At 73.7% G+C, this 13410-nt stretch carries 14 protein-coding genes; 8 read left to right on the forward strand and 6 right to left on the reverse strand.

All coding sequences use genetic code 11. From position 1 onward, the window contains the following. Nucleotides 1–13: 13 nt before the first annotated feature. Complete coding sequence (locus AMK26_RS13540) at nucleotides 14–418, reverse strand: hypothetical protein (RefSeq protein WP_107418091.1); 405 nt, start codon at nucleotides 416–418, stop codon at nucleotides 14–16. Between the two features lie 95 nt (nucleotides 419–513). On the opposite strand from AMK26_RS13540, the gene AMK26_RS13545 reads away from it, so the two are divergent. Beyond that, a complete protein-coding gene (locus AMK26_RS13545) occupies nucleotides 514–1296 on the forward strand; it encodes an MBL fold metallo-hydrolase (protein ID WP_073754872.1) in 783 nt (260 codons plus the stop codon). Next, a complete protein-coding gene (locus tag AMK26_RS13550) occupies nucleotides 1293–1901 on the forward strand; it encodes a DedA family protein (RefSeq protein WP_073754873.1) in 609 nt (202 codons plus the stop codon). Before AMK26_RS13545 ends, AMK26_RS13550 begins: the two co-directional genes overlap by 4 nt. Before the next feature lie 368 nt (nucleotides 1902–2269). On the opposite strand, the gene AMK26_RS13555 is transcribed toward AMK26_RS13550, so the two are convergent. The 3 genes from AMK26_RS13555 to AMK26_RS13565 form a co-directional block, all read right to left on the reverse strand. Beyond that, nucleotides 2270–3304, reverse strand: a complete 1035-nt coding sequence (locus AMK26_RS13555; protein ID WP_073754874.1) for an MBL fold metallo-hydrolase — start codon at nucleotides 3302–3304, stop codon at nucleotides 2270–2272. A gap of 13 nt (nucleotides 3305–3317) precedes the next feature. After that, the gene (locus AMK26_RS13560; protein WP_073754875.1) at nucleotides 3318–4559 is read right to left on the reverse strand and encodes an aminotransferase class I/II-fold pyridoxal phosphate-dependent enzyme; all 1242 of its coding nucleotides are present in this window, start codon (nucleotides 4557–4559) and stop codon (nucleotides 3318–3320) included. Between the two features lie 117 nt (nucleotides 4560–4676). Further along, complete coding sequence (locus tag AMK26_RS13565; protein ID WP_073754876.1) at nucleotides 4677–5390, reverse strand: ANTAR domain-containing response regulator; 714 nt, start codon at nucleotides 5388–5390, stop codon at nucleotides 4677–4679. A 92-nt stretch (nucleotides 5391–5482) separates the two neighbouring features. On the opposite strand from AMK26_RS13565, the gene AMK26_RS13570 reads away from it, so the two are divergent. Then, nucleotides 5483–6634, forward strand: coding sequence for a PAS domain-containing protein (locus tag AMK26_RS13570; RefSeq protein WP_073754877.1), 1152 nt, complete (start codon nucleotides 5483–5485; stop codon nucleotides 6632–6634). On the opposite strand, the gene AMK26_RS13575 is transcribed toward AMK26_RS13570, so the two are convergent. Beyond that, on the reverse strand, nucleotides 6612–7406 hold the full coding sequence (locus tag AMK26_RS13575; RefSeq protein WP_073754878.1) for an RNA polymerase sigma factor SigF: 795 nt from the start codon (nucleotides 7404–7406) through the stop codon (nucleotides 6612–6614). The two genes, AMK26_RS13570 and AMK26_RS13575, sit on opposite strands and share 23 nt — an antisense overlap. A gap of 292 nt (nucleotides 7407–7698) precedes the next feature. Here AMK26_RS13575 and AMK26_RS13580 point away from each other — a divergent pair, with 292 nt between their 5' ends. The 4 genes from AMK26_RS13580 to AMK26_RS13595 all read left to right on the forward strand — a co-directional run bounded on the left by AMK26_RS13580 (nucleotide 7699) and on the right by AMK26_RS13595 (nucleotide 11379). Continuing rightward, entirely contained in the window at nucleotides 7699–9489 is a 1791-nt protein-coding gene (locus tag AMK26_RS13580; protein WP_073754879.1) for a thiamine pyrophosphate-requiring protein, read from the forward strand. A 428-nt stretch (nucleotides 9490–9917) separates the two neighbouring features. After that, nucleotides 9918–10292, forward strand: coding sequence for a DUF2795 domain-containing protein (locus AMK26_RS13585; protein WP_073755485.1), 375 nt, complete (start codon nucleotides 9918–9920; stop codon nucleotides 10290–10292). 96 nt (nucleotides 10293–10388) lie between these two features. After that, nucleotides 10389–10817: a CBS domain-containing protein gene (locus AMK26_RS13590; RefSeq protein WP_073754880.1), complete on the forward strand. Its 429-nt coding sequence runs from the start codon at nucleotides 10389–10391 to the stop codon at nucleotides 10815–10817. 19 nt (nucleotides 10818–10836) lie between these two features. Continuing rightward, a complete protein-coding gene (locus AMK26_RS13595; RefSeq protein WP_073754881.1) occupies nucleotides 10837–11379 on the forward strand; it encodes a type 1 glutamine amidotransferase domain-containing protein in 543 nt (180 codons plus the stop codon). Nucleotides 11380–11478: 99 nt separating this feature from the next. Here the strand turns inward: AMK26_RS13595 and AMK26_RS13600 are convergent, their stop codons facing one another. Next, the gene (locus AMK26_RS13600; protein WP_073754882.1) at nucleotides 11479–12066 is read right to left on the reverse strand and encodes a TIGR03086 family metal-binding protein; all 588 of its coding nucleotides are present in this window, start codon (nucleotides 12064–12066) and stop codon (nucleotides 11479–11481) included. Nucleotides 12067–12210: 144 nt separating this feature from the next. On the opposite strand from AMK26_RS13600, the gene AMK26_RS13605 reads away from it, so the two are divergent. After that, nucleotides 12211–13380 carry a baeRF2 domain-containing protein gene (locus AMK26_RS13605; protein ID WP_073754883.1) on the forward strand — a complete coding sequence of 390 codons (1170 nt, stop codon included), beginning with the start codon at nucleotides 12211–12213 and terminating at the stop codon, nucleotides 13378–13380. Nucleotides 13381–13410: the final 30 nt, after the last annotated feature.

Genomic DNA, 13410 nt, shown 5'->3' on the forward strand with positions numbered 1-13410 from the left:
GCTCCTGCCCGGCTCAGCAGCCGTCGTAGCCCGCCGTCGGCATGGAGAGCCGGCGGTGCACATGGGCCTTCATCGCCGCGTCGTACGCCGGTTCGTCGAGCTCGGCCGTCTCCAGCCGTACGCCCCGGCGCTCGCACTCCGCCGTGAAGTCCCGCGCGGACGTCAGCGCCCGGTCCAGGACCCGTTCGTTGGGCGCGACGAACAGGTCGACCGCGCCCGCCTCGACGTCGGCCCACAGCATCCGGTGGTCGGGCCGCATCCCGTAGAACAGCAGTTGCCGGCTGACGACATAGCCCTTGTCGGCCGCCCACCGCTCGCACATGGCGTGCTGGCTGCGCGTGTCGACCAGGAAGGGGTCGCTGTCGAGCTCCTCGAGCGGCGTCAGACTGGCGATCGCCGCCACGCGTACGTCGTCCATGCCGCCGACCCTACTCCGATCGCCTCCGGGCGAGGAGGCGCGCATTTACGCTCGTAAGAGCTCGGAGGAGCGACGCGGGAGCGAGGAGGGCGGGCGTGCCGGTGGAGGTCACGTGGTGGGGTCATGCCACCTGTACGGTCCAGGACTCGGGAGTGCGGGTGCTCACCGATCCACTGTTCGTGCGCCGGCTGGCCCATCTGCGGCGGCGGCGCGGTGAACTGCCGCCGGCGGCGGCCGCGCGGGCGGAGGCGGTGCTGATCTCGCACCTGCACTCCGACCACCTGCACCTGCCGTCGCTGGCGCGGCTCGCGCCCGGTACACGGCTGATCGTGCCGCGCGGCGCCACGCGCGCGGTGCCTGGGCTGCGGAGGGTGGGCGCGGCGGGCGGACTGCGGATCACCGAGGTGGCGGTCGGCGACGAGGTGAAGGTGGACGAGCTGGTCGTACGGGCGGTGCCGGCGCGCCACGACGGGCGGCGGCTGCCGGTGGGGCCGCACCTCTCCCCCGCGCTCGGGTACGTGATCAGCGGTGCGGCGCGCACGTACTTCGCCGGGGACACCGGGCTGTTCGACGGGATGGCGGCGGCCGTCGGGGAGGTGGACGTGGCGCTGCTGCCGGTCGGCGGATGGGGGCCGTTCCTGGGGCACGGGCACCTGGACGCGTCCCGGGCGGCCGAGGCGCTGGCCGCGCTGGCGCCGCGCGCGGCGGTGCCGGTGCACTACGGCACGTACTGGCCGATCGGGCTGGACGCGGTGCGGCCGCACGAGTTCCACGCGCCGGGTGAGGAGTTCGTACGGCACGCGGCGCGGCTGGCGCCGGGGGTGGCCGTGCACCGGCTGGGGCACGGCGAGAGCGTGCGGCCGGAGGTGTCCGGGTGATCGGGGCGGTGGCCCAGTTGCCGCCCGAGTCGACCCAGCAGGCGGTCGGCTATCCGGCGCTGTTCCTGTTGGTGGCGCTGGGGGCGCTGGTGCCGGTGATCCCCACGGGGGCGATCGTCAGCTCGGCGGCGGTGGTGGCGTTCCATCAGACGTCGCCGGTCGCGCTGCTGGTGGTGTTCGCGCTGGCGGCGGGCGCGGCGTTCACGGGTGACGTGGCGCTGTACTGGCTGGGGCGGCGGGGCGTGCGGTCGAAGAACGGTTCGCGGTGGCTGGAGGCTTTGCGGGGGCGGGCGGCGCCGGACCGGCTGGAGCAGGCGCAGGCCAAGCTGCGGGAGCACCGGGTGTCGGTGCTGGTGCTGTCCCGGCTGGTCCCGGCGGGCCGGATCCCGGTGATGCTGGCGTGCCTGCTGGCCGGGATGCCGCTGCGCCGCTTCGTACGCGGCAACCTCCCGGCGTGCCTGGCGTGGGCGGTGACGTACCAGCTGATCGGCATCCTGGGCGGCTCGCTCTTCGCCCGCCCCTGGGAGGGCGTCCTGGCGGCGGTGGCCCTGACGGTGCTGATCAGCGCGGTGCCATCGGTGTGGCGGCGCGTGCGCCACACCTGAGCGGCGGCCCTCAGGCGGTCACCCCCGGGGCGGTGCGGCGGTCACCGCCGGGGCGGTCAGGCCCTGGGCGGTGCGGCGGTCACCGCATGGGCGGTCAGCCCCGGACGGTGCCGGGGTCACCCCCGGGCGGTGGGGGGTCACCACCGGGGCGGTGGAGGGGCACCCCCGGGCGGTGGGGGCTCAGCCCCGGGGCGGTGTCGGGGTCACCGCCGGGGCGGTGGGGGCTCAGCCGCGGTGCCTGGGGCGAGTGAGGTGAAGGGGCGCGCGGGCGTCGAAAGGGAGAACGCGCGGAGGCCGCGAGGAACGAGCGGCCGAGCACGATCGACCGTCGACGCACGCTTCAGCGCCCCGGAGCCGAACCGAGCCTCCTAAAGAAGGCGCGAGGCGCCGACGGGGAGGTCCCAGAGGTGGTCGCGGGGCAGGCCGGCTTTTTCCCAGGCGGCGCGGACGCGGGTGAGGGGTTCCATGACCGGTTCGGAGGAGAGGACGAAGGTGGCCCAGTGCATGGGGGCCATGATCCGGGCGCCGAGGTCCTGGTGGGCCTGGACGGCCTCTTCCGGGTCGGTGTGGACGTCGCGCAGCCACCAGCGGGGGGCGTAGGCGCCGATGGGCAGGAGGGCGACGTCGATGCCGGGGTGGCGGCGGCCGATCTCCTTGAACCAGTGGCCGTAGCCGGTGTCGCCCGCGAAGTAGACGCGGTGCCCGTGGCGGTCGGCGAGCACCCAGCCGCCCCACAGGGAGCGGCAGGTGTCGGTGAGGGTGCGCTTGGACCAGTGGTGGGAGGGGACGAAGTCGAAGCGGACGCCACGCAGTTCGGCGGTCTCCCACCAGTCGAGTTCGGTGACGTGGGTGAAGCGGCGGCGGCGGAACCAGCGGCCGAGGCCGGCGGGGACGAAGACGGGGGTGTCGCGGGGCAGTCTTCTTACGGTGGGGGCGTCCAGGTGGTCGTAGTGGTTGTGGCTGATGACGACGGCGTCGACGGGCGGCAGGTCCTCCCATCGCACGCCGACGGGGGTGATGCGGGCGGGCGTGCCGAGGATGCGGCGGGACCAGACGGGGTCGGTGAGGACGGTGAGCCCGCCGATGCGGATGATCCAGCTGGCGTGCCCGGCCCAGGTGACGGCGACGGCGCCGGGCTCCACGTCGGGCAGGGGCTCGGGCTGGAACGGCAGGTGCGGGATGTCCCGGAGGCCTTCGGCGGTGGGCCGCACCGCTCCCTCGCGCGCGAGCCTGGCCATGGCCCGTACGCCGGGGAGGGGCGCGGTCAGCCGGTCGGCGAAGGATCTCGGCCAGGTGCGGAGCTGGCCGAGGGGGCGTGGGCCGCCGGCCGGGGTGTGCTCGGGGCGCCCGGTGGGGGCCCGGTCCGCGGAGGGGTGGTCGGTGGGTGCCGTCTGTTCCGTCATCTGCCAGCTCCGTTCACCGTGGTTCCTGAAGTTCGTGAAAAGCAGAACCGAACCTGTCCAACGCCCTGGCCACGTGCGGTGATTCCAGCGGATCCGCCGCTGTGGAGGTCTCCGCCGTGAGGGACTCCGTGCGCTCCTCGGGGGTTGCGCCGAGCAGGGGCCAGGTCGCCAGGCGCACCCGCAGCGCGCCGAGTTCGTCGCCGAACCGGTGGCCGCCGGGGACGAGCACGCCGAGGCGGTCGGTCAGGTATTCCTCCAGTTCCATGGAGTCGGTCACGCCGCGCTCGGCGAGGCGGCCGCGCAGCGGCCCGAGGTCGGCGTACAGGTGCCGTCCCGCCCTGGGTGGCAGGGCGAGCGCCCCGGCGGTCAGCACCGCGTGGTGCGCGGCGGCCGCCACGCGCGCGTGCAGCGCGGCGGTGGCCCGCGCCCGGGTGGTGACCGCCTCGGGTTCGCCGAGCGCGTGGGCGGCGGCCGCGGCGACGGGGGCGGCGACCTGGGCGCCGAGCGCGGTGAGCCGGTCCAGGGTGCGGGCGCGGCGGGCGGGGCCGGGCCCGGTGTGCGGGAAACGGGCGATGGCGGCGGGCCAGGCGGCGGGGGTGAGGGAGCCGGCCAGGTCGCACAGGACGGTGACGTCGTCGGGGCACATCTCGGCGGGGCTGACGAGCACGGTGTCGTGCGGGTCGTGCAGGGTGTCGCGCCATGTCTCGTCGCTGATGATGTGCAGGCCCTCGGCGACGGCCGCCTCGCACGCCTCGCGCACCACCTCGGGCGGGGCGACGGTGGCGGTGGGGTCGTCGGCGACGGAGAGCAGCAGGACCGCCGGGTGGCCGCCTTCGGCGCGGACGCGCCGTACGGTTTCCAGCAGGGCGTACGGGTCGGGTACGCCGCCGCACTCGGCGGGCGTCGGCACGTGGTAGGCGGGCCGGCCCAGGAGCCGGGCCTGGGGGGTCCACCAGGCGGGGCAGGGCCGGGGCATGAGGACGTCGCCGCCGTGGGCGGCCATGAGCGCCGACAGCAGCGGCTGGGCGCCGGGCGCGGCGGCCAGGTCCTCGGGGTGGCAGCGCAGGCCGCGCCGCCACCAGTAGCCGCAGGCCGCGTCGCGCAGCACGGCGCCGCCGCCGGGCGGTTCGGGTTCGGTGCGGTGGGCGGCGGCCGCGAGGACGGCGGCCAGCTCGGGCAGGACGGGCAGGCCGGGTTCCGGCGCGGGGGGCCCGTAGCGGACGGGTCCGCGCCCTCGGGTGTCCGGCTGCCGCATGCCCTCACCTCCGCCGCTGGAGCTCCGCCGCTGGTGGTCCGGGGACATGTGCCCAGCCCCACAGCCCTTTATACGGAGGTTCTTCACAAATCGCCGCTCCGGGATTCCGCCGCACCGTCATCCACGGGGTGCCAGGCGGGCCAGTTCCTTCTCCAGGCCGCGCCCCCGGGTGCGTACGACGCCCGCCGCGACGTCGGCGAGCTTGCGGTTGGTGAGCTGCGAGACGTGCCGCAGCACGCCGTACGCCTCGTCGGCGTCGCAGCCGAGGACGTGCATCACGATGCCGCCGGCCTGGTCGATCACCGGCCGGGAGCGCAGCGCCGTGGCGAGCTGACCGACCTCGGTGAGGGCGGCGCGGTACCGCCGGTCGCGGGCCAGGCCGGCCGTGATCTCCTCGCCGAGGAGCGCGACGCAGCCGTGTGCGGCGTGCTCCAGGGAGCCGGGCCGGAAGCCGTACAGGTTGAGGGTGATGTCCATGCCGGCCCGGTGGTAGGGGAGCGTGACGCTGGCGCGTACGCCGGAGCCGAGGGCCATCGCCCGGTAGTCGGGCCAGCGTTCGTCCGTCAGCAGGTCCTCCGCGTCGACCGGTTCGCCGCTGTCGAGGGCGGCCCTGATGGGGCCGTCGCCGGAGTCGAGCTGGACCGAGACGAGGGCCGCGAGATCGGGGTGCGTGGCGCTGGTGCGGCGTTCGCCGTCACCGTCGGCGTCGCTGAGCGTCGCGACGGCTCCGCAGCAGGCGGGGACGGAGCGTACGCACTGCTCGGTCAGTTGGTGCAGCTTGCGTGCGGTGGATGCCGGTTCCGGGCCTTCGTACTCCTGCTCGGGGAACATGGCGTACCACTCCTCTCTCGCTCCGGCTGCCCCGTGCCCGCAGCTCGAAACGGCCGTTCCCGTCGGCTCCGTGGTCCGGTTACGGTGCTTCCATGACGCAGACGGACGAGTTCGGCGAGGATCTCGCGGATTTTGTACGACGGGTCGCCGAACTGCGCTCCGCACGCGCTCTTCCGCCCGCCGAGCAGCAGGGCGTCCTGGACGCGGCGCTCTTCGAACTCCAGCATGCGGCAGAGTCGCTCTGGCCGCGCTACGAGCGGCTCGCCGCCAGGGCCCCGGACGGCACGTCGGCCGACCGGCAGGAGCGGCAGCTGCTGAAGACGCTGTTCCAGCGGTTGCCGCTGCCGGTCGCGCTGGTCGACCGCGACACGGTGGTACGCCGGATGAACTTCGCCGCGACGGGTCTGACCGGGGTCCGCGCCGGTTACGCCACGGGCCGCCCGCTGGCCGGGCTGCTGGTCTCCGGCGACCGGGCCCCCTTCCGTACGCAGGCGGCAGCCACGGCGCGCGGCGAGGGCGCCCGCAGCGTGACCGTACGGCTCCAGCAGCGGCCGCACGAGCCGGTGCGGGCCTCCCTGGTCGCGCTGCCGCTGCCGGGTGAGCCGCAGCCCACGGTGCTCGTGGTGCTCCAGCCGGGTGTGTCGGGCACGGCGGCGCCGGCGGCCGCCGGGGCGGTGGGGCGCCGGCTGCTGCCGCCCGACCTGGCGGAGGCCACGCAGCGCGCCGGGATGATGGACCTGGTGGACGCGATGGCGGTCGCCCTGCTGACCTCCCCGCCGGGGGACGCGGAGGCGGCGCTGCGGGCGGCCGCGCGGGTGCTGCACGGCCGGTTCGCGGACTGGGTGGTGGCGGACACGTCCGGGGCGGGGCGGCCGCTGCGGCGGGCGGTGGCGCTGGGGCCGCCGGACGAGGCGTACGCGCCGCTGGTGAAGGCGGTCGCGGAGCAGGACCCGGAGGCCTGCCCGCTGGTGGTGGAGGTGGCCCGGGGCGGGTCGGCCTCCTTGCAGGTGCGGCCCGAGGACGTCCTCGCGCTGGGCGAGGACGCCTCGGGCGCGTCGGTGCTGGTGCGGGCCGAGGTCAGCTCGCTGCTGTGCCTGCCGCTGCCTGGGGAGGACGGCGGCGTGCTGGGCGTGCTGACGCTGCTGCGTACGGGCGCGAGACGGGCGTTCTCGATGGCGGAGGGGCAGGCCGCCGATGTGATGTCCCGCCACATCGCGCTCGCTATGCGGCGACGTCCCGCATGATGTCCTCCCGCATCTGCGTGCAGCAGCGGCTGATCAGCCGGGACACGTGCATCTGGGAGATGCCGAGGTCCTCGGCGATCCGGCTCTGCGTCATGTCGCGGAAGAACCGCATGTAGAGGATCTTCTGCTCGCGTTCGGGCAGGTTGCGCAGGCGCGGCTTGACCGATTCGCGGTCGATGACGACGTCGAGGGCCGGGTCGGGGCCGCCGAGCGCGTCGACGAGGGTGTATCCGTCCTCGGTTCCGGGAAGCTCCGCGTCCAGGGAGAGGGCGGTGAAGCTGTCGAGGGCCTCCAGCCCGGCGACGGCTTCCTCCTCGGTCATGCCGGCCTTCTTGGCGATCTCGGACACGGTGGGAGCGCGGCCTCCGACCGAGTGCGAGAGTTCCTGGTATGCGGTGCGGACGCGGCCGCGCAGGTCCTGGACACGGCGCGGGACGTGGAGCGTCCACATGTGGTCACGGAAGTGGCGCTTGATCTCGCCGGTGATGGTGGGTACGGCGAAGCTCTCGAAGGCCGCGCCACGTTCGGGGTCGTACCGGTCCACGGCCTTGACCAGGCCGAGGGCGGCGACCTGCTTGAGGTCCTCCAGGGACTCGCCGCGGTTGCGGAACCGGCCGGCGAGCCGGTCCGCCATGGGCAGCCAGGCGCGGACGATGTCCTGTCGGACGGCTTCCCGTTCCTCGCCCTCGGGCAGGGTGGCCAGGCGCTGGAACGCCTCGGCGGTGTCGGGGGCGTCGTCGTGCGGATGCTTCGTGTGAGCGAGGGTAAGCATGATGCTTTTCAGCTCCCTGAACGGTGCTGACGGTTGGCTGTCACCCCGAGGAGAGCTCCTTTCTCCGGGCAGGGGACACGCCCGGAACGGATCGCCGCTCCTACGGACGTGCCTCCGGTCCGAAGCACGAGATGCGCATGCCCGGGGCCGACCCCGGCAAACTCCTGATTCCATGCTGGCCGCGTTCGGGCGTTTCCGCTCTTCGAGGCCCGGTACCCGGGCCCGTACTGCCGGAACACCAGAAAGTTACCGGCGAGTACGAACCCGACCGGAGAGGCCAGGAGGACCGCTGATGAGCAAGGATGTCGCCGACGTGATTCTCGCGCGGCTGCGCGATTGGGATGTCGAGTGCGTGTTCGGCTATCCGGGTGACGGGATCAACGGCCTGATCGCCGCCTGGGGCCGCGCCGAGAACCAGCCCCGCTTCATCCAGGCCCGGCACGAGGAGATGGCCGCCTTCGAGGCGGTCGGGTACGCCAAGTTCGGGCACCGGCTCGGGGTGTGCGTGGCGACCTCGGGGCCGGGCGCGATCCACCTGCTGAACGGGCTGTACGACGCCAAGCTCGACCACGTGCCGGTGGTGGCGATCGTGGGCCAGACGCACCGCAGCGCGATGGGCGGCTCGTACCAGCAGGAGGTCGACCTCCACTCGCTGTTCAAGGACGTCGCCTCCGACTTCATCGCGACGGTGAACGTCCCCGAGCAGCTGCCGAACGTCCTGGACCGGGCGATCCGCACGGCGTACGCGCGCCGCTGCCCGACCGTGGTGATCGTGCCGGGCGATGTGCAGGAGCTCGAATACAGCCCGCCCACCCACGAGTTCAAGATGGTGCCCTCCAGCCTGGACCGCAGCGCCTGGACGGCGGTGCCCGCCGACGACGCCCTGGAGCGGGCCGCCGAGGTCCTCAACTCCGGCGAGAAACCGGCCATCCTCATCGGCCAGGGCGCGGCCGCCGCCCGCGCGGAGGTGGAGGAGGTCGCCGAGCTGCTGGGCGCGGGCGTCGCCAAGGCGCTGCTCGGCAAGGACGCCCTCTCCGACGAACTGCCCTACGTCACCGGGTCGATCGGACTGCTCGGCACCCGCCCCTCCTGGGAGCTGATGCAGGGCTGCGACACGCTGCTGACGATCGGCTCCAGCTTCCCCTACAGCCAGTTCCTGCCGGAGTTCGGACAGGCGCGGGCGGTGCAGATCGACCTCGACCCGCACATGGCGGGGATGCGCTACCCGTACGAGGTGAACCTCATCGGCGACGCGCGCGCCACACTGCGCCGGCTGATCCCGCTGCTGCGACGGAACAAGAAGCGCGGCTGGCAGGAGAAGGTCGAGAAGTCCGTACGGCGCTGGGACGAGGTCATGGAGCGGCGGGCGAGCGTGTCGGCCGACCCCGTCAACCCCGAGTACGTGGCGCGGGCGCTGTCACCGCTGCTGCCGGAGCGGACGCTGCTGACCTCCGACTCCGGGTCGGTCGCGAACTGGTACGCCCGGCACATCACGATGCGCGGCGACATGCGCGGCTCGCTGTCGGGGACACTCGCCACGATGGGGTGCGGGGTGCCGTACGCGATCGGCGCGAAGTTCGCGCACCCGGACCGGCCGGTGGTGGCGCTGGTGGGCGACGGGGCGATGCAGATGAACGGGCTGGCCGAGCTGATCACCGCCGCCAAGTACCGGCACCAGTGGGACGATCCACGGCTGGTGATCGGCGTATGGAACAACCGGGACCTCAACCAGGTGACCTGGGAGCTGCGCGCCATGGGCAACGCGCCGTCGTTCCTGCCGTCCCAGGAGCTGCCGGACGTGCCCTACGCGCTGTTCGCCGAGTCGATCGGGCTGACCGGCCTGCGGGTCGAGAAGCCCGACGAGGTGGAGAGCGCCTGGCGGATGGCGCTGGCCGCGGACGGCCCGGCGGTCGTCGAGTTCGTCACCGACCCGTCCGTACCGCCGATCCCGCCGCATGCGACCTGGCAGCAGCTCGAGTCGACCGTCGCGGCCCTCGCGAAGGGCGACGCCGAGCGTGGCGCGGTCGTGAAGCAGGGGCTGAAGGCGAAGGTGCAGGAGTTCCTGCCGGGCGGGAAGTCGTGAGGGCGCCGGCCCCCTCCGCGCCGGCCTCCTCCCCCGGTACCGGCAGCTCCCCCGGTTCCGGCAGCATGAGTTCCTCGTAACGCCCCATCGCCACGACGACGCCGAGCATCGCGGGCGGCAGCAGCAGGGGAACCAGTACGGATAGCAGTCCCATAGACCCGGTCCTTCCGTCTGAGGGCCGGGTCTCCCCCGTAACGGAAGACAAACCCCCGGTGACGGAAACGTTCCTGCCCCTGGTCCGGCCGGGTACGGGAAAGCCTCGGGCGCGGACCGCCGTCCGCGCCCGAGGCCTTCTTCTTCCCTGTCACCCATTGGCCGCTCAGCCGCAGCGGCGAGTCCCCCGCTGCCCGGGCCCCCAAACCCGGGTTTGCCCGCGCCGGGCCGGGTACCCGCCGGGCGACCGCACACGGAAGAGCGTGGAGGGCGCCATGCAGCGAGGCAGCGACCGGCTCAGCCGCCGCCAGGACGATGAGATGAAGCACCAGCTCAAGGGGCTGCTCAGGTCCGGGCACCCGACGAGGACCGAGGAGTGGCACGACCCGGAGCCGGTTGCCGAGGACGACCCGGAACTGGCACCGCCCCGGGTCCACACCGACCCGTTCGAGGCGCTGCGCCTGGAACTGGGCAGGCATCTGGCCCGTACGCCGTTCCCGGCGCACCGCGGCGACCTCCTGCGGATCCTGCGGGAGCGGCACGCACCCGATCCGCTCATGGAGCGGGTGGCGGGGCTGCCCGGCGACCGCACGTACCGCAGCGTCCAGGAGGTGGCCGTGGCCCTGGAGCGGCCACCGCACCACGCCTGAACCGGGCATGAAGGATCCCGGCACGGGTACCCCGGGCGGCGTCACGTGAAGGGACGTGAAGGGAAGACGAGGCGGGAATCAGGGAGGCGGACAACCATGGCACAGCTCGTGAGGGACGTCATGACGCCGGGTGTGGCGGCGGTGCGCCCCGACGCGTCGCTCGTCGAGGCGGCGCAGCTGATGCGAGCCCAGGACATCGGCGATGTGCTGGTGGCGGACGGCGACCGGCTCGTGGGCGTGGTCACCGACCGCGACATCGCGCTCCGCGCGGTCGCCGACGGCGCCGACCCCCTCACCGTCGACGCCGTGTCGGTGTGCACGCCCGATCCCGTCTGTGTCTCCCCCGACGACGAGGTCTCGGCCGCCGTCGACCTGATGCGGCGCCACGCCGTCCGCCGGCTGCCCGTCGTGGAGGACGGCCGCCCGCTCGGCATGGTCAGCATCGGGGACCTGGCCGTGTCGCAGGACCCGCACTCCGCGCTCGCCGACATCAGCCGGGCCGAGCCGAACACCGAACCCGGATGACAGCCAGAAAGGAACCACTGTGCAGATCGCGTTTCTCGTGGCGCCCGAAGGCGTCGAACAGGTGGAACTCACCGACCCCTGGCAGGCCGTGAAGGACGCCGGTGACACGCCCGTGCTCGTCTCGACGAAGCCGGGCGAGATCCAGGCGTTCAACCACCTCGACAAGGCGGACACCTTCCCCGTGGACCGGACCGTCGCCGACACCTCCGCCGCGGACTTCGGCGGCCTGGTGCTGCCCGGCGGTGTCGCCAACCCGGACTTCCTGCGGATGGACGACAAGGCCGTCGCGTTCGTCCGGGACTTCTTCGAGGCGGGCAAGCCGGTCGCGGCCATCTGTCATGGGCCGTGGACGCTGGTGGAGGCCGATGTGGTGCGCGGCCGGACGCTCACGTCCTGGCCGAGCCTGAGGACCGACATCCGCAACGCCGGCGGTGAGTGGGTGGACGAGCAGGTGAAGGTGTGCGGGGCGCGGCCCAGCACGCTGATCACCAGCCGCAAGCCGGATGACCTCAAGGCGTTCTGCGAGACGTTCACGGCGGAGTTCGCCAAGGCCTCGGGCTGACGGCCTCGGGGGCCTCAGGCTGACGGCCTACGGCTGACTCGTACGCCAAGGCCGGCTCCTCGTCCCGCGCGGCGGACGAGGAGCCTCGTCATGCGTGCGTCACGCCTCGCGTCCGACCATGGCGAGCAGTTTCGTCTGCTCGTCCGCGTGCGGCGGCGGCTTCAGCCGCGTGGCGAACAGACCGCTGCCGGCGAGGTCGTCCGCGTACGGGGACACCTCCTGCACGGCGAATTCCACCAGGTCCGGCGGCAGCCGCTCGTCCGCGCCGATCGCCCGGGACAGGTCCCAGGCGTGGATGACGAGGTCCGCGATCATCTGCGAGCAGTACGCGGTGGCCTGCGTCGGTCCGGAGGAGAGGTGGACCGTACGGTCCAGCGCGCCCTTCTCCAGGAACGCGTCGCGGGCGTCGGCCGCCGCCCGGTCCCAGACGGCGACCGGGTCGTCGCCCAGGACGTCGCCGTCGAAGGCGTCACCGACCTGCGCGACGGTGCGCCGCTCCCGTACCAGCGGCACCACCCACAGCTGCTCGGCGGTGAGGTGGTTGACGAGGTCGCGTACCGACCATTCGGTGCAGGGCGTCGGGGCGTCCCACTGGTCGGCGCGCACGGCGTGCACCCGCGCGCCGAACAGGTCGAGCGCCTCACCGTGCCGGGTGAGGAGCGTGCCGGGCACATGGGGGTTCGGCATCGGGGGTCACCTCCGTGGATCCACTGATGTCACCCGGTCCACTCTTCCCGGCTCCGGTGGCGGGCGCCAGGCGAGTGACCTGTGTGGCCGATGGTCTGCCGGGTACCCGTTCGGGACGCACATTCCGGCCTCCGGGAGGGAGCCATGCAACTCGCCTTTCTCACCACTCTCTTCGACCGCCCCGGGCCGTGGGCCAGTGTCTACCTGGACACCTCCGGGTTCGACGAGTCCGCCAGGGAGCGACGTGAGCTGCAGGCCAGGGAGGTCTGCCGTGAGCTCCGCGCCCAGGGATGCGACCCGGCGACCGAGCGGGCCGTGCACGACGCGCTGACCGACTGGCCCCGGCCTCCGGGTGAGGCGGGGCGTGCGGTGTTCGCGGCGCACGGCGAGGTCGTCCTCGACCCGCCGCTGACACGGCGCCCCGTCGCCCCCGCCGACGTGACATGGGCGGCGCTGCCCCGGCTGAGCCCGCTGCTGGACCTGGCGGCGCAGGAACCCGTCTGCCTGGTCGCCTACATCGACCGCACCGGCGCCGACCTGGAGCTGCGCAGCCCCTTGGGCGGCCGTCCGGCCGGTCATGTGCAGGGCAGGGACTGGCCCATCCACCGCACCGGCTCGGCGGACTGGTCCGAGCGTCACTTCCAGCTCAGTGTGGACAACACCTGGGAGGAGAACGCGGAGCGCATCGCGGAGGCCCTCGCCGAGTGCGAGGAGGAGACGGGCGCGGATCTGATCGTGCTCACCGGCGACGTCCGTGAACGGCACTCCGTGCACGAGCGGCTGCCCGCCGAGGTCCGCCCACTCGCCGTGGAGAGCGAGCACGGGAGCCGGGCGCCGGGCGCGGACAAGAGCGTGCGGCTGCTGGACGAGGACGTGGAAGCGGCCCGCCAGGAGCACCTGCGGCGGCTGGCCGAGGAGGAGCTGGACCGGTTCCGGTCCGCCCGTTCGACCGGCGGCGCCGCCGGGCAGGCCGCGGCCGAGGGCGTACCCGCGCTGGTCGAGGCGGCCCGCGAGCACCGCATCGCCGAGCTGCTCATCCGGCCCGAGGGGCCCGACGCGCACCGTCAGGTGTGGGTGGGCGCCGAACCCGACCAGATCGCGGTGCGCCGCAGCGACACGCACTACCTGGGCGAACGGGAACCCCTGCCCGCCCGCGCCGACGACGCCCTGCTGCGCTCGGCGATCATGACCGGCGCGGAGGTACTGCGCGTACGCCCCGAGATCGACGACGACGTCCCGGTCGGCGGCCTCGGCGCGCTGCTGCGCTGGCCGTACGCGGAAAAGGAACGCGAACGGGAAGCCGCCCCGGCCTGACGCGCCCGGTCGCCCAGTGCGGCCCGGTCG

Origin of the sequence: Streptomyces sp. CB03234 (genome assembly GCF_001905885.1) — a bacterium.
Lineage (GTDB): Bacteria > Actinomycetota > Actinomycetes > Streptomycetales > Streptomycetaceae > Streptomyces.

Excerpts from the sequence above, each read along its gene's own strand:
- AMK26_RS13540 (WP_107418091.1), bottom strand. The coding sequence starts at position 418 with ATGGACGACGTACGCGTGGCGGCGATCGCCAGTCTGACGCCGCTCGAG.
- AMK26_RS13555 (WP_073754874.1), bottom strand. The coding sequence starts at position 3,304 with ATGACGGAACAGACGGCACCCACCGACCACCCCTCCGCGGACCGGGCC.
- AMK26_RS13560 (WP_073754875.1), bottom strand. The coding sequence starts at position 4,559 with ATGCGGCAGCCGGACACCCGAGGGCGCGGACCCGTCCGCTACGGGCCC.
- AMK26_RS13565 (WP_073754876.1), bottom strand. The coding sequence starts at position 5,390 with ATGTTCCCCGAGCAGGAGTACGAAGGCCCGGAACCGGCATCCACCGCA.
- AMK26_RS13570 (WP_073754877.1), top strand. The coding sequence starts at position 5,483 with ATGACGCAGACGGACGAGTTCGGCGAGGATCTCGCGGATTTTGTACGA.
- AMK26_RS13575 (WP_073754878.1), bottom strand. The coding sequence starts at position 7,406 with ATGCTTACCCTCGCTCACACGAAGCATCCGCACGACGACGCCCCCGAC.
- AMK26_RS13580 (WP_073754879.1), top strand. The coding sequence starts at position 7,699 with ATGAGCAAGGATGTCGCCGACGTGATTCTCGCGCGGCTGCGCGATTGG.
- AMK26_RS13585 (WP_073755485.1), top strand. The coding sequence starts at position 9,918 with ATGCAGCGAGGCAGCGACCGGCTCAGCCGCCGCCAGGACGATGAGATG.
- AMK26_RS13590 (WP_073754880.1), top strand. The coding sequence starts at position 10,389 with ATGGCACAGCTCGTGAGGGACGTCATGACGCCGGGTGTGGCGGCGGTG.
- AMK26_RS13600 (WP_073754882.1), bottom strand. The coding sequence starts at position 12,066 with ATGCCGAACCCCCATGTGCCCGGCACGCTCCTCACCCGGCACGGTGAG.
- AMK26_RS13605 (WP_073754883.1), top strand. The coding sequence starts at position 12,211 with ATGCAACTCGCCTTTCTCACCACTCTCTTCGACCGCCCCGGGCCGTGG.